The sequence below is a fragment of the Pseudomonas sp. WS 5412 genome (assembly GCF_012985615.1).
Lineage (GTDB): Bacteria > Pseudomonadota > Gammaproteobacteria > Pseudomonadales > Pseudomonadaceae > Aquipseudomonas > Aquipseudomonas shahriarae.
This window is the reverse complement of sequence record NZ_JAARMB010000013.1, coordinates 142150-163584: the sequence shown is the minus strand read 5'-3', so window position 1 is coordinate 163584 and position 21435 is coordinate 142150. Positions and strand designations below refer to the sequence as shown.

At 61.4% G+C, this 21435-nt stretch carries 18 protein-coding genes; 5 read left to right on the top strand and 13 right to left on the bottom strand.

What is annotated here, in order from left to right; genetic code table 11:
* Position 1: 1 nt before the first annotated feature.
* The 9 genes from HBR94_RS18135 to pcaR form a co-directional block, all read right to left on the bottom strand.
* Positions 2–1366 (bottom strand): 3-carboxy-cis,cis-muconate cycloisomerase, encoded by a 1365-nt coding sequence (locus tag HBR94_RS18135; RefSeq protein WP_170045315.1) that lies wholly within the window; start codon positions 1364–1366, stop codon positions 2–4.
* Positions 1367–1376: 10 nt separating this feature from the next.
* Positions 1377–2672: an MFS family transporter gene (locus HBR94_RS18130; protein ID WP_057444387.1), complete on the bottom strand. Its 1296-nt coding sequence runs from the start codon at positions 2670–2672 to the stop codon at positions 1377–1379.
* 159 nt (positions 2673–2831) lie between these two features.
* Positions 2832–3398, bottom strand: coding sequence for a protocatechuate 3,4-dioxygenase subunit alpha (gene pcaG, locus HBR94_RS18125; RefSeq protein ID WP_057439808.1), 567 nt, complete (start codon positions 3396–3398; stop codon positions 2832–2834).
* 1 nt (position 3399) lies between these two features.
* Positions 3400–4104: a protocatechuate 3,4-dioxygenase subunit beta gene (gene pcaH, locus HBR94_RS18120; protein ID WP_057439810.1), complete on the bottom strand. Its 705-nt coding sequence runs from the start codon at positions 4102–4104 to the stop codon at positions 3400–3402.
* 27 nt (positions 4105–4131) lie between these two features.
* A complete protein-coding gene (pcaF, locus tag HBR94_RS18115) occupies positions 4132–5337 on the bottom strand; it encodes a 3-oxoadipyl-CoA thiolase (protein ID WP_170045323.1) in 1206 nt (401 codons plus the stop codon).
* On the bottom strand, positions 5334–6113 hold the full coding sequence (locus HBR94_RS18110; RefSeq protein ID WP_057439814.1) for a CoA-transferase subunit beta: 780 nt from the start codon (positions 6111–6113) through the stop codon (positions 5334–5336). The genes pcaF and HBR94_RS18110 overlap by 4 nt, the downstream gene beginning before the upstream one ends.
* Positions 6113–6970: a CoA transferase subunit A gene (locus HBR94_RS18105; RefSeq protein WP_057439815.1), complete on the bottom strand. Its 858-nt coding sequence runs from the start codon at positions 6968–6970 to the stop codon at positions 6113–6115. The genes HBR94_RS18110 and HBR94_RS18105 overlap by 1 nt, the downstream gene beginning before the upstream one ends.
* Positions 6971–7267: 297 nt before the next feature.
* On the bottom strand, positions 7268–8614 hold the full coding sequence (locus HBR94_RS18100; protein WP_170045314.1) for an MFS transporter: 1347 nt from the start codon (positions 8612–8614) through the stop codon (positions 7268–7270).
* A 177-nt stretch (positions 8615–8791) separates the two neighbouring features.
* On the bottom strand, positions 8792–9634 hold the full coding sequence (pcaR, locus tag HBR94_RS18095) for a pca regulon transcriptional regulator PcaR (RefSeq protein WP_057439816.1): 843 nt from the start codon (positions 9632–9634) through the stop codon (positions 8792–8794).
* Between the two features lie 619 nt (positions 9635–10253).
* On the opposite strand from pcaR, the gene HBR94_RS18090 reads away from it, so the two are divergent.
* Positions 10254–10454: a hypothetical protein gene (locus tag HBR94_RS18090; protein ID WP_029297082.1), complete on the top strand. Its 201-nt coding sequence runs from the start codon at positions 10254–10256 to the stop codon at positions 10452–10454.
* 330 nt (positions 10455–10784) lie between these two features.
* A complete protein-coding gene (locus HBR94_RS18085) occupies positions 10785–12260 on the top strand; it encodes an inorganic phosphate transporter (protein ID WP_170045313.1) in 1476 nt (491 codons plus the stop codon).
* A 145-nt stretch (positions 12261–12405) separates the two neighbouring features.
* On the opposite strand, the gene ccoM is transcribed toward HBR94_RS18085, so the two are convergent.
* The 3 genes from ccoM to HBR94_RS18075 form a co-directional block, all read right to left on the bottom strand.
* Positions 12406–12522: a cytochrome c oxidase subunit CcoM gene (ccoM, locus tag HBR94_RS28910; protein ID WP_029297086.1), complete on the bottom strand. Its 117-nt coding sequence runs from the start codon at positions 12520–12522 to the stop codon at positions 12406–12408.
* A 143-nt stretch (positions 12523–12665) separates the two neighbouring features.
* Positions 12666–12857: a hypothetical protein gene (locus HBR94_RS18080; RefSeq protein WP_128593654.1), complete on the bottom strand. Its 192-nt coding sequence runs from the start codon at positions 12855–12857 to the stop codon at positions 12666–12668.
* 25 nt (positions 12858–12882) lie between these two features.
* Positions 12883–13224: a hypothetical protein gene (locus HBR94_RS18075; protein ID WP_057439820.1), complete on the bottom strand. Its 342-nt coding sequence runs from the start codon at positions 13222–13224 to the stop codon at positions 12883–12885.
* Positions 13225–13442: 218 nt separating this feature from the next.
* On the opposite strand from HBR94_RS18075, the gene rapA reads away from it, so the two are divergent.
* Positions 13443–16289, top strand: coding sequence for an RNA polymerase-associated protein RapA (gene rapA / locus HBR94_RS18070; RefSeq protein ID WP_057439822.1), 2847 nt, complete (start codon positions 13443–13445; stop codon positions 16287–16289).
* Between the two features lie 660 nt (positions 16290–16949).
* Here the strand turns inward: rapA and HBR94_RS18065 are convergent.
* Positions 16950–18296 (bottom strand): MFS transporter, encoded by a 1347-nt coding sequence (locus HBR94_RS18065; protein ID WP_170045312.1) that lies wholly within the window; start codon positions 18294–18296, stop codon positions 16950–16952.
* 245 nt (positions 18297–18541) lie between these two features.
* Between HBR94_RS18065 and HBR94_RS18060 the strand changes: the two genes are divergently transcribed.
* Both HBR94_RS18060 and HBR94_RS18055 read left to right on the top strand, forming a co-directional pair.
* Positions 18542–18910: a YkgJ family cysteine cluster protein gene (locus HBR94_RS18060; protein ID WP_057439824.1), complete on the top strand. Its 369-nt coding sequence runs from the start codon at positions 18542–18544 to the stop codon at positions 18908–18910.
* Between the two features lie 143 nt (positions 18911–19053).
* Positions 19054–21297, top strand: coding sequence for a bifunctional diguanylate cyclase/phosphodiesterase (locus HBR94_RS18055; RefSeq protein ID WP_170045311.1), 2244 nt, complete (start codon positions 19054–19056; stop codon positions 21295–21297).
* Positions 21298–21435 lie beyond the last annotated feature (138 nt).

Here is a 21435-nt window from a genome sequence, read left to right as displayed (position 1 = left end):
CTCAGGCAGAAAAAGCAAAGTGCTCAGCCACGGCGCGGCTGACCCAGGTCTGTGCCTGGCCCAGGTAATGCGCCGGGTCCAGCAGGCGATCCAATTCCACCGCCGACAGCTCGGCGGTGACTTGCGGCTCATCGGCCAATACCGCGCGCAAATGGCGCTGCTCGGCGACCGCGCGTTTGCAACACTGTTCCAGCAGGTGATGGGCGGTTTCACGGCCCAGGCGCTGGGCCAATGTGCTACTGACGGCCTCGGCCAGCACCAGGCCCTGGGTCATGTCGAGGTTGTGGCCCATGCGTTGTGCATCGACTTCCAGGCCTTCACTCACCAGCAATGCCTGATGCAAGGCACCGGACACCAGGCGGCAGATTTCGGGCAGGGTTTCCCATTCGGCATGCCACAGGCCCAGGCTGCGCTCGTGCTCCTGGGGCATGGCGCTGAACATCGTCGCCACCAGCCCCGGCACCCGCGTAGCAGCGCTGATCAACACCGCCGCGCCAACCGGGTTGCGCTTGTGCGGCATGGTCGAGGAGCCGCCCTTGCCTGGGGCTGACGGCTCGAACACTTCCGCCGCTTCGGTCTGCATCAGCAGGCTGATATCCCGCCCGAGCTTGCCCAGGCTGCCGGCGATCAGGCCCAGCACGCTGGCGAACTCCACCAGACGGTCACGCTGGGTGTGCCAGGGTTGTTCGGGCAGCGTCAGTTGCAACTCCGCTGCCAGGGCTTGCGCCACCGGCATGGCGTGTTCACCCAGTGCAGCCAAGGTGCCGGACGCGCCGCCGAACTGCAGGACCAGCAGGCGCGGCTGCAGCTCCACCAACCGTTGGCGATTGCGCGTCACCGCCCCCAGCCAACCGGCGATTTTCATCCCCAGGGTGACCGGCGTTGCGTGCTGCAACCAGGTACGCCCGGCCAACGGCACGTCGGCATAGCGCTGCGCCTGGGCCGCGAGAACCGCGCCCAGCCGGGCCAGGTCCGTGTCGATCAGTTCCAGCGCCCGCCGCAGTTGCAGCACCAGGCCGGTGTCCATCACATCCTGGCTGGTGGCGCCCAGATGCACATAGCGCTCGGCGCCGGCGTCCTCGCTGGCAATCAGTTTGCCCAGGGCCTTGACCAGCGGGATCGCCGAATTGCCCGCCGTGGCAATCGCCGCGCCGAGGGCATCCACGTCGTACAACGAGGCCAGGCATGCCTGGGCAATCGGCGCGACGGCGGCCTGGGGAATCAACCCGATCCGCGCCTGCGCCCGGGCCAGTGCGGCTTCGACATCCAGCATGCCCTGCAAGCGTCCCTGGTCACAGAACACCTCGGCCATGCTGTCGGCGGTGAAGTAAGCGTCGAACAGTTGGTTGCTCGTGCGCAGTGTCATAAGTCATCCCTTACAGATCGTGGTGCAAGTACTCAGCCTGTTTCGGCAGGCGCAGGCTGAACAGGAACGCAATCGCCATCATGCCGGTCACGTACCAGTAGAAGGTGTTTTCCAGGCCAATGGATTTCAGGCCCAGGGCCACGTATTCCGCCGAACCACCGAAGATCGCGTTGGCCACCGCATAGGCCAGGCCCACACCGAGAGCGCGCACTTGTGGCGGGAACATTTCGGCTTTTACCAGGCCACTGATGGAGGTGTAGAAACTCACAATCGCCAGCGCCAGGGTAATCAATACAAAGGCCAGGAACGGGCTGGTCACGGTTTTCAGGGTCAGCAGGATCGGGACTGTGCACAAGGTCCCGAGCGCGCCGAACCAGAGCATCGAGTTACGGCGGCCGATCTTGTCCGAGAGCATGCCGAACAGCGGCTGCATGCACATATAGAGGAACAGCGCGCCGGTCATGATGTAGCTGGCGGTCTTGGCGTGCATGCCGGCGGTGTTCACCAGGTACTTCTGCATGTAAGTGGTAAAGGTGTAGAAGATCAGCGAGCCGCCGGCGGTGTAGCCGAGCACGGTGATAAACGCGGCCTTATGATCGCGGAACAACGCGGCAATGCTGCCGGCGTCCTTGTTTTCCCGCATTTCCTTGCTGGTGGTTTCTTTCAGGGAGCGGCGCAGCAACAGCGAAATCACCGCCGCCACGGCCCCGATCACAAACGGAATGCGCCAGCCCCAGGCCCGCAGCTCGTCCTCGGTGAGCAGTTGTTGCAGGATCACCACCACCGACACCGCCAGCAGTTGCCCGCCAATCAGGGTCACGTACTGGAACGAGGCGAAGAAGCCGCGCTGGCCCTTGAGCGCGACTTCACTCATGTAGGTCGCCGTGGTGCCGTACTCGCCCCCCACCGACAGGCCCTGGAACAGCCGCGCCATCAGCAGCAGGGCCGGAGCCCAGGCGCCGATGTCTTTGTAGGTCGGTAGAAAGGCGATGACCAGGGAACCGGCGCACATCATCAGCACCGAAATCATCATCGAATTCTTGCGCCCGTGCTTGTCGGCGACCCGGCCAAACAGCCAGCCACCGATGGGGCGCATCAAGAAGCCTGCGGCGAACACGCCAGCGGTGTTGAGCAGCTGCACCGTGGGGTCGTCGGAGGGGAAAAACGCCGGAGCGAAATAGATCGCGCAGAAGGCATAGACGTAGAAGTCGAACCATTCGACCAGGTTGCCGGAAGAGGCCCCGACAATCGCAAAAATCCGTTTGCTGCGTTCTTCTCCGGTGTAGTGACTGGTACTCGTTGTCATGTTGTTTTCACTCGTAGGGAACGGGTTAGAGTCTAGACACACTTTGCAACAACCTCGTTCCGCAAGCAGACCTTTGAATGGCAGCCAAGCCCGCTCCCACAGGTGATCGCATTCCACTGTGAGAGCGGGCTTGCCCGCGACAGCGCCCTGGCAGGCAACTCAATAATCGAAAAACACCGTCTCTTCATCGGTGCCCTGAAGCACCACATTCCACTGATACACCCCCGACGCATCCGCCTTGGCAACCAACGTGCCGCGCCGCTCTGCCGGCACACACGCCAGCAACGGGTCATCGCCATTGGCCGCTTCGCCGTCGAAATAAATCCGCGTCAGCAAGTGCTTCACCAAACCACGGGCAAACACCAACACCACCAAATGCGGCGCCTGGGTCGTACCCTTCAGGCCCGGCACACTACCGGGCTTGATGGTGCTGAAACGGAAACGCCCTTGCGCATCCACCGGCACCCGGCCAAAGCCTGCGAAATTGGGGTCCAGGGCTTTGTCCTGGTCGTCCTCGGGGTGGTCATATTTACCGGCGGCGTTGGCCTGCCAGACTTCCAGCATGGCATCGTTGACCACCTCGCCATTGCCATCCACCACCTGCCCGGTGATGGCCACACGCTCGCCGAGGGTGCCCGCATTCGCCAGGTCTTCGCAGTTCAACCAAGTCAGGCCGATGTGATAGTACGGCCCGACGGTGTGGGACGTGGTTGCGTTGAGGGTCATGTCATTTCTCCATCGGCGTGGCGTCGCGGCCGCGCAGGACGATGTCCCAGCGATAGCCGAGGGCATAGTGCGGCACGGTCTTTTCCAGGTCGAAACGGGCGATCAGGCGTTCCTTGGCCGAGGTGTCCGGCACGCAGTTGTAGATCGGGTCATAGGCCAGCAGCGGGTCGCCGGGGAAGTACATCTGGGTCACCAGGCGCGTCAGCACACTGGGGCCGAACAGCGAGAAGTGGATATGCGCCGGGCGCCAGGCGTTGTGGTGATTGCCCCACGGATAGGCACCGGGCTTGATGGTCTGGAACTGGTACCAGCCATCGGCATCGGTGACGGTGCGACCGGTGCCGGTGAAGTTCGGGTCCAGGGGCGCGTCGTGCTGGTCGCGCTTGTGGTTGTAGCGACCGGCGGCGTTGGCCTGCCAGATCTCCACCAGGATGCCCGGCACAGGCAGGCCGTTTTCATCCAGGACCCGGCCGTGAATGATGATGCGCTCGCCTTGGGGCTCGCCCTCGTGCTGGGCGGTCAGGTCGTTGTCGTGCTCGGCAATGCGTTCGGCGCCGATGGTCGGGCCGGTGATTTCCGACAGTGAATGGGGCAAAAACACCAGCGGCTTGGACGGCGAACGCAGGTTCGTCGACTGGTACGCCGGGTGCAGGTAATCAGGCTGAGTACCCGCTTGCGGGCGCCGGTATCCGGGCTTGTCACTCATGGAGCATTCCTCTTTTTCTTGTAGGTCTCAAACGCGTTCGATGGCCAACGCCAAGCCTTGGCCAACGCCGACACACAGGGTCGCCAGGCCTTTGCTGCCGCCGGTTTTTTCCAGTTGATGCAGGACCGTCAAGACCAGGCGCGCACCGCTCATGCCCAGGGGATGACCCAAGGCAATCGCGCCGCCGTTGGGATTGACCTGGGGTGCGTCGTCCGCCAGGCCCAACTCACGCAGCACCGCCAAACCCTGGCTGGCGAAGGCTTCGTTGAGTTCGATCACATCAAAGTCGCTGACCGCCAGGCCCAGGCGCTCTACCAACTTGCGCACCGCTGGCACCGGGCCGATGCCCATCACCCGGGGTTCGACCCCGGCACTGGCCATGCCCAACACCCGGGCGCGGGCGGTCAGGCCGTGCTTTTTCACCGCGTCCGCGCTGGCCAGAATCAACGCGGCGGCGCCGTCGTTGACCCCGGAAGCGTTGCCGGCGGTGACGGTCTTGTCCGGGCCGTTGACCGGCTTGAGCTTGGTCAGGGCTTCGAGGGTGGTATCGGCACGCGGGTGTTCGTCGTGCTCCACCAGGGTCTCGCCTTTTTTATGGGCGACCCGTACCGGGACGATTTCTTCAGCGAAAAACCCCGCGGCCTGGGCCACGGCTGTGCGTTGCTGGCTACGCAAGGCGAAGGCGTCCTGGTCGGCGCGCGAGACGTTGTAGTCATCTGCCACGTTATCAGCGGTCTGCGGCATGGCATCCACGCCGTACTGGGCCTTCATCAACGGGTTGATAAAGCGCCAGCCGATGGTGGTGTCTTCCAGCTTCATGTTGCGCGAGAACGCGGCGTCTGCCTTGCCCATCACGAACGGTGCACGGGACATCGACTCGACACCACCAGCAATCGCCAGCTCCATTTCGCCACTGGCAATGGCGCGGAACGCGGTGCCGATGGCGTCCATGCCCGAGGCGCACAAGCGGTTGACCGTCACCCCGGGAATGCTCGGCGGCAGGCCGGCCAGCAGCGCGGCCATGCGCGCCACGTTACGGTTGTCTTCGCCGGACTGGTTGGCGCAGCCGAGGAACACTTCGTCGACCGCGCTCCAGTCTACCGACGGGTTGCGCGCCATCAGGGCCTTGATCGGCAGGGCCGCCAGGTCATCGGCGCGCACCGTGGACAGGCCACCGCCGAAACGGCCGATGGGGGTGCGGATCGCATCACAGATAAACACGTCGCGCATCAGGCTTCTCCTGGGGTTTGGCCATGGGCCGCGGCGGTACGGGCTTCAAGATCGCGCAAGGCGTTCAGTTCGACTGGCGTGGGTTCGGCGCTGGTGCTGACCTGCTCGGCAAAGCGGATCGCCCAGCCGGTGGCGGCAATCACTTGCTCGCGGGTCACGCCGGGATGCAAGGCGGTGACCACAAATTCGTGGGTGCCCTCCTCCGGCTCCATGATGCACAGGTCGGTAATAATCCCGACCGGGCCTGCGCCTGGCAGGCCGAGGCGCTTGCGCGAGTCGCCGCCTTCGCCATGGCCGACCGAGGTGATGAAATCCAGCTTGTCGACAAACGAACGGGACGACTGTTTGAGGATGATCAACACGCTCTTGGCGGAGCCGGCAATCTCCGGCGCACCACCGGCACCCGGCAGGCGCACCTTGGGTTGGTGGTAATCACCGACCACCGTGGTGTTGATATTGCCGAAGCGGTCGACCTGGGCTGCGCCGAGAAAACCGACGTCAATGCGCCCGCCTTGCAGCCAGTAGCGAAAAATCTCACCCGTGGGCACAACACTGTCGGCGGTTTCCGCCAACTCGCCGTCGCCAATGGACAGCGGCAGCACCGAGGGCTTGGCGCCAATCGGGCCGGACTCGTAGATCAACACCACGTCCGGCGACGACGTCAGGCGGGCCAGGTTGGCGGCCTTGGACGGCAGACCGATGCCGACGAAGCACACGGCACCGTTCTTCAGGCGGCGCGCGGCGGCGACGGTCATCATTTCATTGGTCGAGTAAGTCATTACTTGGCCTCCTGCGCGGCAGCCAGTTTGGCCTGGAATTGACTGAAGTCAGCGGTGCCATGGATGTATTCATTGATCCATGCGGTAAACGTCCCACGGTCCCGAGCGATCGGATCCCAGGCTTGATAGAAGCGATTGTCACGCTCGGTGTAACCGTGGGCGTAGGAAGGGTGCGCGCCCCCTGGTACATGGCACACGGCGGTCAGGGCCCAGGTCGGCAGCACGCAGGCGTTCATGGGGGCGTTGAGGTCGTCGACGATTTCTTCGACGGTGACGATGCAACGCTTGGCCGCCAATGCCGCCTCTTTCTGCACCCCGAGAATCCCCCACAGCAGCACGTTGCCCTTGCGGTCGGCCTTTTGCGCATGGATCACGGTGATGTCCGGGCGCACCGACGGCACCGCCGCCAGCACTTCGCCGGTGAAGGGGCAGGTCACGGTCTTGATCAGCGGGTTGACCTTGGGCAGGTCAGAACCGGCATACGCCCGCAGCACCGCGAACGGCAGGCCGGAGGCGCCGGCCACGTAGGCGTTGGCCAGGTCCGCATGGCTGTGTTCTTCGATCTCCAACGGTTGCGGCCATTGCTTTTCCACCGCATCCCGCAGGCGATGCAGGGAACCTACGCCCGGGTTGCCGCCCCAGGAAAAAATCAACTTGCGCGCACAGCCGGCACCGATCAGTTGGTCGTAGATCAGGTCGGGCGTCATGCGCACCAGCGTCAGGTCTTTCTTGCCCTGACGGATGATTTCATGACCTGCCGCCGTAGGGATCAGGTGGGTAAAGCCTTCGAGCGCGACGGTATCGCCGTCATTGACGAACTGCTTTACCGCATCAGCCAGCGAAAGGATTTCAGCCATGGGGTTGGGCTCCCGGTGTAGGTCGAAAAAGGCGCTGGAGGCAGCGCCGAAGTGCTTGAAGAGTAAGCCGGGGTCAGGGGTCAAACAATCCGATAATCGACTAACTGTTCGATAATCGAACGGATTGTTGCCTGGCTAACAGTCGTCCAAACACCTCTGCTTTCCATGCGAACAGCGTCCCTGTGGGAGCGGGCTTGCTCGCGAAGGCGGTGTGTCAGTCAACACATTTTTGTCCTGAGCCACCGCCTTCGCGAGCAAGCCCGCTCCCACATTTTTCAACCGTGCCTGCTTTAAGTCTCAGGTGGCGTCGGCGTGGCTAACCAAGCCTTTGATCAGCACCGCAGTAGTGGCCAATGCAGCCGGAATCACCAGTGCCGTCAGCACTTGCTCGAAGTTCCAACCCAGCCCCAACAGCGTGGCTCCCATCCACGCACCGAGGATCGCGCCAAAACGGCCAATCCCCAGCATCCAGGACACCCCGGTCGCCCGGCCCTGGGTCGGGTAAAACCGCGCCGCCAACGAAGGCATGGCCGATTGCGCACCGTTGACGCACATCCCGGCGATCAACACCAGGGTGGCCAGGAGGGTGATATTGCCCAGGCTCTGGCCCACGGCGTAGGCAAAGACCCCAGCCAGCAGGTAGAAAGTGCCGATGACCTTGTGCGGATTGAACCGGTCCATGGCCCAGCCCACGCCCACGGCGCTGAGTACTCCGCCAAACTGGAACAACGCGCCGATAAAAGCCGCCTGCTCCATGCTGGCGCCGCTGTCACGCATCAGGGTCGGCAACCAACTGGTCAGCAGGTACACAATCACCAGACCCATAAAGTAGGTGAGCCACAGCAACAGGGTGCCGGCGCTGTAGCTGCCAGAGAAGATCACCGCGAACACATTGCGCGCCTTGACGGTTTTCTGTTCCGGGACGCTGAAGCTGGAAGCCTGGGCGACGGTGGCCGGATCGATGGGTGACAAGGCCTTGCGCACCTTGTCTGTGCCGCGATTGCGCACCACCAGGTAGCGCGCCGACTCCGGCAGCCACAGCACCAGTACGCCGACCAGGATCAAGGGCAGGATGCCGCCGATCAGCAGCAGGCTGTGCCAGCCGAACATCGGGATCAGCTTGGCCGAGATAAACCCGCCACCGGCCATGCCCAGGTTGAAGCCGCAGAACATGCTGGTCACCAGCAACGACTTGTGGCGCTCCGGGGTGTATTCGGACAGCAACGTCGTGGCGTTCGGCATGCCAGCGCCCAGGCCCAGGCCGGTCAGGAAGCGCAATACCAGCAACTGATCAACGTTGCTGCTGTAGGCCGAGGCCAGGCTGAACGCACCGAACACCAGCACGGCGCCGACCAACACCACCTTGCGTCCGAAACGGTCGGCCAACGGGCCTGAACCCAGGGCGCCAAACACCATGCCAATCAACGCGGCACTCATCACCGGGCCGAGACTGGCACGGTCGATCCCCCAATCCTGGGACAGTGCCGGCGCAATAAAGCCCATGGCCGCAGTATCCAGGCCGTCGAGAAAGACAATCAGGAAGCACAGGATCACCACCCGCCATTGATAGCGGGACAGCGGTTGCGCATTGATAAAGGACTGCACGTCCAGACATGTACCAACAGAAGGCGAAGGCTGATTCATTATTTTTATTTCCACACCGATGGCGGGCGGACGACGGCGAGTCGTCATTATTATTGGGGCGAAACCGAAACCGCAGCGGTAGAAGCTGTCGCGGTCAATCACGCTGCCGCGACATTAATGAGCCAGGGGAAACACCGTCAATTCGTCAAACCGGGATCTGTGCGGTCACCGAACAGCTTAAGCAAACAACTGGGCACTCAGCTCCTGGCTGGCGCAGAGCATGCTCGGCAGGAAACGTTGTTCCAGCTCACTGCGGCTGACCCGCCCGGCATGGGTGCTGACATTCAGCGCAGCCAATACCTGGCCGGACGCGTCATACACCGGCACGGCGATGGAGCGCAGACCCTGCTCCAGTTCCTGGTCGACAATGCACCAGCCCTGTTGCCGCACTTGTTGCAGGCATTCAAGCAAGGCTTGCGGCGTGGTCAGGGTGCGGCTGGTCTTGGTTTGCAGGTCGGCATGATCCAGGTAGTCCTGCAGCGACGCGTCATCCAGGGCTGCCAGGAGGATTCGGCCCATGGAGGTGCAATAAGCTGGCAGCCGGCCACCGACCGAAAGATCCACCGAAATCAGGCGTTGGGTGGTGGCGGATCGGGCGATATAGAGGATGTCGTCGCCCTCCAGGGTCGCCATGTTGCAGGCTTCATGAAGCTGCTCACTCATGCGGTCCAGGTAAGGCTGGGCAGAAACCGCCAGGGGCGTGGACGACAGATAGGCATGGCCCAGGGTCAGGACCTTGGGCAGCAGGGAGTACGTGCGCCCGTCGGTGGTGGCGTAGCCGAGTTTGATCAAGGTATGCAGGCAACGCCTGACGGCAGCGCGGGGGATTTCCGTGCGATGGCTGATCTGGGCGATGGTCAGGTGCCGCTTGCGCTCCTGGAACGCCTGCACCACGGCCAGCCCACGGGCCAGGGAGGTCATGAAATCCGGGTCGCCGGTAAACGCCTGGATGCGCTTGGCCGGTGACGCAACGATCGGCGGCGCCACTGAGGCAAAGGAGTTGCGCAATTGATCGTTCATTTCAGGTCCTTTCTCTTATTTTCAAGCGCCATTACAAGCCGGCAGGCAACGGATGTACAAGGCAAGGGCGCCAACATTGGGCGATTATCGGACGGTCATTCGATAATCGCAATTTGCGCCGCTGGGCGCTGCCAGGTCCCCGCACTGAATTTGTTGCGCTCACTTAACTGACGTCGTCCGGCCTGGCAATGTTGACTTAATTAACGACCGTGCAACTGTCACACACAGAGTATTAGGCAAGTACGGCGTCAAGTTCCCGACATGAGGTGAATAGCAATACAGCTACGCCAAGTTGACGTTTTTTAACTTGTTGACGATAGTCTTATGCAAATGCGCCGCTATAATGCACCCTGTGACAAGGTCGAGTTAGCCTCAAGGGCATGCCTGCCCCCACCAAGCCTCAGCTTTTCCTTGTCCTGGCCTGGGTTGCAGATACCGGGTATTCAGTTCCACAGCCTGCCCATATTTGTGATGTAAAAAGAAAACTGTTGCTACGACAGCTGTTCTTCCCCGGTGCCGTGGCCGCGTGCAATAACTGAAGTGGTTGATCGTGTAATACGCCCATCACTTGCGTCATCGCGCATCACCGGAATCAAACTCAACTCAATTAGGTAACAAAGTGACGAAAGACGAACTGCGCGCGGAACTTGAGCGCCAGGAACAACGTTACAAGGATGTTTACGGCGGGGAAGTCACCACCTACGCCGCCCAACCTGAGCCGGAGCGCAAACCATGGCGCAAACGAGCCAGTCTGCTCGACCAGGCGTTTGCCCAGGAAATCCAAAAGATCGAAAAGGACCTCAAGGCCGAAGAGCCATAAGCCTCTCGGATTGAGCCTTCCTGGCAAGTCATTGCCCTGCCAGCACCCCCTGGCAGGGGCGCACGGGGTTTGCCCAGCAATCGTCAGTTTCGCCGCTCTGACGAAATTTCATACACCTGTTTCAGACCCTTCATCTTAATTGTCGCACCCTGCCACGGCCCCTCTATTCTTTATAAATCAATGAGTTGCCAAACCACCGAAATATCTGGTAGTCGCACCCCTCCTCCAAATTAATTCGTTGAAGAATGTTACCGGCGAGCAGCTAGTGCATAGATTACTGAGGTTTTCTGGCATAATCGCGCCCCCTTACGACCGGGTCATAAAACCTTCATGATCGATTTATTCAGCGGACTGGATGCTTGGGTTCTTGTGAGCCTGTTGCTCGCCCTCGCCTTTGTCCTCGCCTTCGAGTTCATCAATGGCTTTCATGACACCGCTAACGCGGTGGCCACAGTCATCTATACCAAAGCGATGCCGCCGCACCTGGCCGTATTCTTTTCCGGGGTGTTCAACTTCCTCGGCGTGTTGCTCGGCGGGGTGGGCGTTGCCTATGCCATCGTGCACCTGCTGCCGGTGGAGTTGCTGATCAATGTAAACACCGGCCATGGTCTGGCCATGGTGTTTTCATTATTAGCAGCGGCCATCACCTGGAATCTCGGCACCTGGTATTTCGGGATCCCGGCATCCAGCTCCCACACCCTGATCGGTTCGATCCTCGGTGTCGGCCTGGCCAATGCCTTGATCAACGATATTCCGCTGGCAGACGGGGTCAACTGGCAGAAGGCCATTGATATCGGCGCCTCGCTGGTGTTCTCGCCCATGGCCGGCTTCCTGGTCGCAGCCCTGGTGTTGATTGGCCTTAAATGGTGGCGTCCGCTGTCCAAGATGCACAAGACACCGGACCAGCGCCGCAAGCTCGACGACAAGAAACACCCGCCGTTCTGGAACCGCCTGGTACTGGTGATCTCCGCGATGGCCGTGAGTTTCGTGCATGGCTCCAACGACGGTCAGAAAGGTATTGGCCTGATCATGCTGGTGCTGATCGGTATCGTGCCCGCGCAGTTTGTACTCGATCTGGGCAGCACTACTTACCAGATCGAGCGAACCCGCGACGCCACCCTGCACCTCAACCAGTTCTACCAGCGCAACCACGAAACCCTCGGCGAATTCCTTGCCCTGGGCAAAAGTGTCAGAGACGACCTGCCAGGCAAGTTCCGTTGCAACCCGCAACAGACCGAGCCAACCATCAACGCCCTCCTCGGCACATTGAAGGGTGTCTCTGACTACCATTCCTTGACCTCCGACCAGCGCATTGAGGTCCGTCGCTACCTGTTGTGCCTGGACGACACCGCGAAGAAAGTCGGCAAGCTGCCAGGCCTTGATTCCCGCGAGAAGTCGGACCTGGAAAAACTGCGCAAAGACCTGACCGCCACCACCGAATACGCACCGTTCTGGGTAATCCTCGCCGTGGCCCTGGCCCTTGGCCTGGGCACCATGGTGGGCTGGAAGCGCGTGGTACTGACGATTGGCGAGAAGATCGGCAAGCAGGGCATGACCTATGCCCAGGGCATGTCGGCGCAAATCACCACCGCCACCATGATTGGCTTTGCCAATATCTTCGCCCTGCCGGTGTCCACCACCCACGTGCTGTCGTCGGGCGTGGCCGGGACCATGGTCGCGAACAAGAGCGGCCTGCAAGGCGGCACCGTGAAGACCATCCTGATGGCCTGGATCCTGACCCTGCCAGCCACAGTGAGCCTGTCGGCCGGCTTGTTCTGGCTGGCGTCCACGGCGTTGGGCAGTTAACCGACAACGCAATTAAAAAAGGCGTGACCTGCGAGGGTCACGCCTTTTTTTGTGCTTTTGTGGCTAGGGAGCTAAACATCGGGCAAAAAAAAGGGCGACCGAAGTCGCCCAAAATGCCTTGCGTGCTCATGTAACCCGGAAAAACCTATGGTTTTTTACGCTTGTTCGCGTCTTTCCAGATAAAAAATCCAAACCCTACAAAAAACAGCACCATGAGGCCGACAGTCAGCACCCCGGCAAAAACCACATTATCGAAAAACATGACCGGCCTCCTGCTCTTGCCCTGTTGCGATAGGGCTAAGTTAACCAAGAAGTCGGGGGCAGAAATTGACGGGGATCAATGTCGCCCGCAACGGGGCGTAAAGAAGGGAGATAACTGACCTGAATCAATAGATTCAGGGCATTTCAGCGCTTTTTCGGTTTGTTTTTCGACTTTTTCTTCGCCTTGCCCAGCGGCATGGCCTGCTCGAACGCCTGGCGCACGTCATTCAGGCGCTTGTCATTGAGATCGTGGACCCGTTTGGCGCGTTCGGCAGTCAGGTCGATCAGCTTGTCGTCACTCATGGCATGGCTTACGTGGTGGCTGGATTGACTCAATAATGCGTCCTGGCCCGCCCAGGGGTCAAACCTCGACGTCCACCCACAACCCCTGGCGGGGTGCATCCTCGATCAGCGGCGCGACCGGCACGGTGTTATCGGCATTCAGTTCGTCACCAGGAACGGCCAGGTGCTGCTCGGGATCTTCGTCGGCCTCGCGCCGGCGTTTTTGCTGTTCCTGCTGGCGTCGTTGTTCCTCGCGCAGCATCAGGGTCGATTGCTCGGCGTCGCGGTGCTTGAGGTCAATGGTGCTTTCATTGGAACTCGCCTGCGCAGGCACCACCGGCGGGATATCGGGTTTGGGGCGCACGGGGTCGAGTTGTGACGTAACCGGCACAACACTCAAGGGCAAGATCGGTGGCAGCATAATTATTGGTCTCCTGTCAGCAGGCTGTCGGCTGCTGTACCAGCGACTTGAGCCTGGGGCTGCCAACTTGTGACCCAGTCGTCAGTCGCCAGTGCCCTGCCACCCGTCGAATCGCCCTCTTTCACTCCGGCAAGCGGAGTAGTTTTTGTCAGAGTCCTTTGGCTGGGGGCCTTGTTCCGTTAGAATAGTCGGCTTTTTCACGGCGGGAGTCAGGCAGCATGGCGCAGCAGTATCAACCGGGGCAACGCTGGATTAGTGACAGCGAAGCAGAGCTGGGGTTAGGCACCGTTCTGGCACAGGACGGCCGCTTGTTGACCGTGCTCTATCCGGCCACTGGCGACACCCGCCAGTATGCGCTACGGAATGCGCCCCTCACTCGCGTGAGGTTCTCGCCGGGTGACACCATCACCCACTTCGAAGGCTGGAAGATGACCGTGCGCGAGGTCGACGATGTCGACGGCCTGCTGGTCTACCACGGCCTCAATGGGCAGAACGAGCAGGTCACCCTGCCGGAAACCCAACTGTCGAACTTCATCCAGTTCCGCCTCGCCAGCGACCGTCTGTTCGCCGGCCAGATCGACCCGCTGGCCTGGTTCTCCCTGCGCTACCACACCCTGGAACACACCAGCCGCCAGTTGCAGTCCTCCCTCTGGGGCCTGGGCGGCGTGCGTGCGCAGCCGATTGCGCACCAACTGCACATTGCCCGTGAAGTGGCTGACCGAATCGCGCCACGGGTGCTGCTGGCCGACGAAGTGGGCCTGGGCAAGACCATCGAAGCCGGCCTGGTGATCCATCGCCAACTGCTGTCCGGACGCGCCAATCGCGTGCTGATCCTGGTCCCGGAAAACCTCCAGCACCAATGGCTGGTGGAAATGCGCCGGCGTTTCAACCTGCAGGTCGCGCTGTTCGACGAAGAACGTTTTATCGAAAGCGATGCCAGCAACCCGTTCGAAGACACCCAGCTCGCGCTGGTGGCCCTGGAATGGCTGGTGGACGACGAAAAAGCCCAGGACGCGCTGTTTGCCGCCGGCTGGGACTTGATGGTGGTCGACGAAGCCCACCACCTGGTCTGGCACGAAGAAAAGGCCAGCGCTGAATACCAACTGGTCGAGCAACTGGCCGAGACCATTCCCGGCGTGCTGCTGCTGACCGCAACCCCGGAACAACTGGGCCAGGACAGCCACTTCGCCCGTCTGCGCCTGCTGGACCCGAACCGTTTCCATGACGTCAAAGCCTTCCGCGCCGAGAGCGAGAACTATCGCCCGGTCGCCGAAGCCGTCCAGGAGCTGATGGACAAGGGTCGCCTCTCGCCGGCCGCGCACAAGACTATCCAGGGCTTCCTCGGCAACGAAGGCGAAGCGCTGCTGGCTGCCGTCAACGATGGCGACACCGAAGCCAGTGCGCGCCTGGTGCGTGAGCTGCTGGACCGCCACGGCACCGGCCGCGTGCTGTTCCGTAACACCCGCGCCGCCGTACAAGGCTTCCCCGAGCGCAAGTTGCACGCCTACCCGCTGCCGTGCCCGGACGAATACCTGGAACTGCCGCTGGGCGAGCATGCCGAGCTGTACCCGGAAGTCAGCTTCCAGTCGCAACCGGATATAGAAGAAGAAAACCGCTGGTGGCGCTTCGACCCGCGCGTCGAGTGGCTGATCGACCAGCTGAAAATGCTCAAGCGCACCAAAGTCCTGGTGATCTGCGCCCACGCCGAAACCGCCATGGACCTGGAAGACGCCCTGCGCGTGCGTTCCGGCATCCCGGCCACGGTGTTCCACGAGGGCATGAACATCCTCGAACGGGACCGTGCCGCCGCCTACTTCGCGGATGAAGAGTTCGGCGCCCAGGTGCTGATCTGTTCGGAAATCGGCAGTGAAGGCCGCAACTTCCAGTTCGCCCACCATCTGGTGCTGTTCGACCTGCCATCGCACCCGGACTTGCTGGAGCAGCGCATCGGGCGTCTGGACCGGATCGGCCAGAAGCATGTGATCGAGCTGCACGTGCCGTACCTGGAAACCAGCCCGCAAGAGCGGCTGTTCCAGTGGTACCACGAAGCCTTGAATGCCTTCCTTAACACCTGCCCGACCGGCAACGCCTTGCAGCACCAGTTCGGCCCGCGCCTGCTGCCGCTACTGGAAAATGCCGACGACGGCGAATGGCAAGCCCTGATCGACGAAGCCCGCACCGAGCGCGAGCGCCTCGAAGCCGAGCTGCACACCGGCCGCGACCGTTTGCTGGAGCTCAACTCCGGCGGCGCTGGCGAAGGTGATGCGCTGGTCGAGGACATCCTGGAGCAAGACGATCAGTTCACCCTGCCGATCTACATGGAAACCCTGTTCGACGCGTTCGGCATCGACAGCGAAGACCATTCGGAAAACGCGCTGATCCTCAAGCCCAGCGAAAAAATGCTCGACGCCAGCTTCCCCCTCGGCGACGACGAAGGCGTGACCATCACTTACGACCGCAACCAGGCGCTGTCTCGCGAAGACATGCAGTTCATTACCTGGGAGCACCCGATGGTCCAGGGCGGCATGGACCTGGTGCTATCCGGTTCCATGGGCAACACCGCAGTGGCGCTGATCAAGAACAAGGCGCTGAAGCCGGGCACTGTGTTGCTGGAACTGCTCTATGTCAGTGAAGTGGTGGCACCGCGTTCGCTGCAACTGGGTCGCTACCTGCCCCCGGCGGCTCTGCGCTGCCTGCTGGATGCCAATGGTAATGACTTGTCGGGCCGGGTGTCCTTCACCACCCTCAACGACCAGTTGGAAAGCGTGCCACGGGCCAGCGCCAACAAGTTCGTGCAGGCCCAGCGCGATCAGCTGACGCCACGGATCAACGCCGGCGAAGAGAAAATCGCCCCGCGCCACGCCGAACGTGTGGCCGAGGCGCAACGTCGCCTGGCGGCAGACACCGACGAAGAGCTGGCGCGCCTGACCGCCCTGCAAGCCGTCAACCCGACCGTACGCGACAGCGAACTGGTTGCCCTGCGCCAACAGCGCGAGCAAGGCCTGGCCATGCTCGACAAGGCGGCGCTGCGGTTGGAGGCGATTCGGGTGTTGGTCGCCGGTTGATCCGCGCCCTGCCCTGATGAACAAAAAGGCCCGCGCAATGCGGGCCTTTTTTATGGGGGTGTCCTGCCGGTTTACCCCCCAAATCAATATCGGATGACGGCCAGCGTGGTTTAACGGGGCGCCTCAGATCAAGATCAAAAGCAAAGCGAGGCGGCCTGACCTTCGAGGCGTGCGCGTCCTTCTGTGGGAGCTGGCTTGCCTGCGATGGCGGCAGGTCAGCCAATAGATTTATCGACTGATACACCGTCATCGCGGGCAAGCCCGCTCCCACAGGGGAATGCAGCTTCACGCTCTTGCTTTGCTGTTGCTCTGCTTTTGATCTTGATCTCAGGCGCCCCGTTAAACCGCGATGGCCGCAGGCAGGTATTGCGCAGTGGGCACCCCGGCATGGATGCCGGGGTAGCCGCGACACGGCCATGGATGGCCGATCGCGGCGGGCCCACGGAGCAATGCCTGACTGCGGGCATGCCGAGCCTAGGCGAGGCACCGAGTGGTGGGGCAAAAGCGCTTTGGTTACTTTCGCGCTCTTCGAAAGTGACCCGCCGTAAGGGCGGAACCAATAGCCGCCGTGACCGCAGCAACGGATATGTACACAAACCCAATAAACACCAGATAAAAGAGTTATGTAGATACCTATGCTGCGCTGGCGTCACCTCGGTTTCAAGCAGTAGCTACCGCCGCCGGCACCTCAACCCTCCCCAACCCATCCTTCATCCGCTTGGCATCGCGCACAAAACACCGCGAAGCCTGGAACAGAAACAGCATGGTCAGGAACAACGCCACCGGAATCAGGTACATGGCGTCATGCAGCCCCACCGCCTTGAACGCCTCGGTCATTTGCTCGGCACCCGCCGCGTACATTGCCGCATGGGCAAAGTGATCAGACAGCGCGCCCACCACCACCGGTCCCATGCCACCCCCCAGCAGATACAGGCCGGCGAAGAACAGCGCCATGGCCGTGGCGCGCAGGCGCGGCTCCACCACATCCTGGATCGCCGTGTACACGCAGGTGTAGAAGTTATAGGCAAACAACCAGCCCACACTGAACACCGCGACAAACACCCCGATCTCGATGCGCCCCGCATGCAGGGCCCAGGCAGTGCATACGGTGGAGATAATCAGGCTGAAGGCGGCAAACAGTAAGCGGCCGTTGGCAATGCGCTGGTGAATCTTGTCCGCCACCAGGCCGCCCAAGGTCAGGCCGAACAGACCGGTCACGCCGACAATCACCCCGGTCGCCACGGCCGCTTCCTGCAGGGGCATGAGGAAGTAACGTTGCAGCATCGGCACCAGGAACGAGTTGCATGCATAGGTCGCAAAGTTAAAGCACAGCCCCGCCAGCACCAGCCACAGAAAGGTCGGCACCGCGAGCACGCGACGGATCGGCCGGTCGACTTTCTCCTGGGAGACTTGCACGGTTTCGGCGGCGCCGCGCTTGGGCTCCTTGATGTAGAACATGAACACCGCAAGGATCAGCCCCGGGATGGCCGCAATAAAGAACGGCGCACGCCAGCTGTCGAACGCCTTGACCATCGCACCGATGGTGAAGAACGCCAGCAACAGGCCCAGGGGCAGGCCCAGCATGAAAATCCCCATGGCCCGGGCGCGGCGGTGAGCCGGGAACAGGTCGCCGATCAACGAGTTGGCGGCCGGCGCGTAACTGGCTTCACCAATGCCGATGCCCATGCGCACCAGCAGAAAGGTCCAGAAGCTGCCAACCATGCCGTTGACCGCCGTCAGCGCGCTCCAACTCGCCAGGCCCCAGCCCATCAGCTTGCTGCGCGAGCCGGTATCGGCCAGGCGCCCCAGGGGCAAGCCGGCAATCGCATAGACGATGGTGAATGCAGTGCCGATGATGCCGAGCTGGAAGTCACTGAGGTGCCATTCCATGCGGATCGGCTCGATGATGATCGCCGGGATCGTGCGATCAAAGAAGTTGAACAGGTTGGCCAGGAACAGCAGGAACAGAATGCGCCAGGCATTCGCCGCTTGGGTCGAGTTCTGCATGGGTCCGTCTCTTTTATTGTTATAGAGGCTCGATGCCGACGCATCCTGCCCGGAACCTGCAATCTAGTCAGGCGCGGCGCGGTTGTCTGTAATGATTCGTAAAGCTGATAGGGCGTAATTTCATCCAGGACAGCCAGATTTTCCCGCTAAAAAAATAAGCACGCGCCCCCCTTCCCAAGCGCCTTGGCAGGCATAGAATAGCGAGCCTTCCGCAGCTCCCCCTTACCTCTTATTGATGACGTGCCATGTCCGATGCCAGTCCGTGTCTGAATTGCGGTGCCTGTTGTTCACACTTTCGCGTGTCTTTCTTTTGGGGCGAATGCGCCTCATCAGGCGGCACCGTGCCCGATGAACTGGTGGTACAGATCAACCCCAGCCGGGTGGCGATGATCGGCACCGACCAGAAACCGGCACGCTGTTGCAGCCTTGAGGGCGAAGTGGGCAGCGGCACCCGTTGTTCGATCTACGAGCAGCGTTCCAGCGTGTGCCGGGAATTCGAGGCCTCGTGGAGCCAGGGTGAAGTGAACGTCGATTGCGACGCCGCCCGCGCCGCATTCGGCCTGGCGCCGCTGGAGCAACCGCCTTACGAGTTCGAGCTGCCCATCAGTGCTTAGCACCATTGGCTATGGCGAGCATGCCAAAATCAAAGCAATCAAAATGCCATTACCGCTTGCGCTTCCGCTGAGCCTTCTATACTCGATTCCATAGGTCATCGCCACGCGCAGTGACACGAGATGACTCTGCAACGGGACGTGCTATGGAATGGCTGGGTCTGCATTTTTTTACCCCGCTTCCCGAGAGCGGGTATTTATTACTTAATTGCACCCATAACCCCTTCCTGGTGCTACTGGCGTACCTGGTTGCCTGCGCCGCGAGTTTTGGCACCCTGGACATGGCCGAGCGTGTCGGCCACGTTGATAACCTGACGGCAAAACGCCATTGGCGCTGGATCGGCGCCGGTTGCCTGGCCGGCGGGATCTGGTCGACGCACTTCATCAGCATGCTGGCGCTCCAGGCGCCCATCACTATCCATTACGAATGGTTCCTAACGCTGGCTTCATTGGCGATCGCGTTGATCGCTTCGTTGTTCGCCCTGCAAACCCTCAGTCATGCCCGAATGCGTTTTCATCAGTACCTGACGGCGGCCACCTGCATGGGCCTGGGCATCGCCCTGATGCACTACGTGGGCATGGCCGCCATGCGCTCCGAGGCCCAGGTGTATTTTTCCAGCGGGCTGTTCGGGTTGTCGGTGGCCATTGCCATTGGCGCCAGCCTGGCCGCCTTGCTGTTGTCCCGCTACCTGCGCAATGGCAGTGGAATGTTCCACCAACTGCTCAAGTACGCTGCCAGCCTGGTGCTCGGCGCCGGCATTATCAGCATGCACTTCACCGGTATGGCAGCCATGCAATTGCTGCTGCCCACCGGGGCCGTGCCGGCATTGCCCATCGACAACAACCCGACGCAACTGGGCCTGTCGGTGGCCGTCATCACGTTGTTGGTCATCGGCAGCAGCATCAGCGCGGCCCTCGCCGACAAGAAACTGCAGCACAAGGAACGCGACCTGCGTCGGGTCAATGCCCTGCTGACCGAACTGGACCAGGCGCGCGCATCCCTGCAGCAAGTGGCCCACTACGACGCCCTGACCAGCCTGCTCAATCGCCGGGGCTTCAACCAGATCTTCGCCGAAAACCTCGCGCAGAAAGCCCAGGCCGAGGGCATGCTGGCGGTGATCTTCCTCGACATCGACCACTTCAAGCGGATCAACGACAGCCTCGGCCATGATGCCGGCGATGAGCTGCTGACAGTCCTGGCCGGCCATATCAAGAGTTCGATACGCAGTCACAATGATGTAGTGGCGCGCTTTGGCGGCGATGAATTCTGCATCCTGATCAACATCCATCATCGCGACGAAGCGCGGCACATGGCCCAGCGCATCATGCAGAAAATGAAAGAGCCCATCGAGCTGGCTGGCCGGCGCATGGTGATGACCACCAGCATCGGTATCAGCGTGTTTCCTGAGGACGGGACCACCTGCGAGGAACTGCTGAAAACCGCCGACCTGGCGCTGTATCAATCCAAGGATGGCGGGCGCAACAGCTTGAACTTCTTCAGCTCCAACCTGAAAACCCGAGCCTTTCTCGAACTGCAGTTGGAAGAGGAATTGCGCAGTGCATTGCGCAACCAAAAGGAACTGGTCCTGCACTACCAACCGATTCTGGACCTGCACAAAGGCAAGGTCACCCGCCTCGAAGCCCTGGTGCGTTGGCAACACCCGCAACATGGGCTACTGGCGCCCGAACGGTTTATCGGCATCGCCGAAAACAACGGCCTGATCGCCGAGCTGGACAACTGGGTGCTGCGCCAGGCCTGTGCCGACCTGGGTTGGCTGACGGACCAGGGGCACCCGGACCTGGTCATGGCCGTGAATTGTTCGGCCCTGAACCTGGCCCGTGACGAACTGGCAGATGAAATCGAATACGCCTTGCGCAGCAGTGGCATCGCCGCCAGCCGCCTGGAGCTGGAGGTGACCGAAAATGCCTTGATGGGCAACATCAGCAGCACCCTGATCCTGCTGCGGCAAATCCGCGCGCTGGGTGTGGCGCTGTCCATCGACGACTTCGGCACTGGCTACTCCTCCCTCTCCTACCTCAAGCGCCTGCCCCTTAACACGCTGAAGATCGACCGCTCCTTTATCCAGGACATTCCCAAGTCCACCACCGATATGGAGATTGTCCAGGCGATCATCGGCATGGCCCACACCCTGCACCTGCAAGTCATTACCGAAGGCGTGGAAACCCAGCAGCAACTGGAGCTGTTGATCAAACATGGCTGCGATTACGTGCAGGGTTACCTGCTCAGTGCAGCGGTGCCGGCCAGTGAAATCAGTGCCGTGATCACGGCACTTGACCAACGCAACCCGCCGGGCCTGGCGGGCAGCAAGGACACGACCAGCGCCAAGGGTTCATCGACGGGTTCTTCGGTAGTCCGCCCTATTCGCTGAAACGCCAGCATCAGGGCAAATCGCCAGTATTTGATTAAAGAACGCCGACGAACGGCCGATTCATGAGAGTCCAACGTAGCTTTTCCCTAGAAAACCTAGGGTTAAACCCTATCGGGTAAAGTCGCGAACTCTCACTCG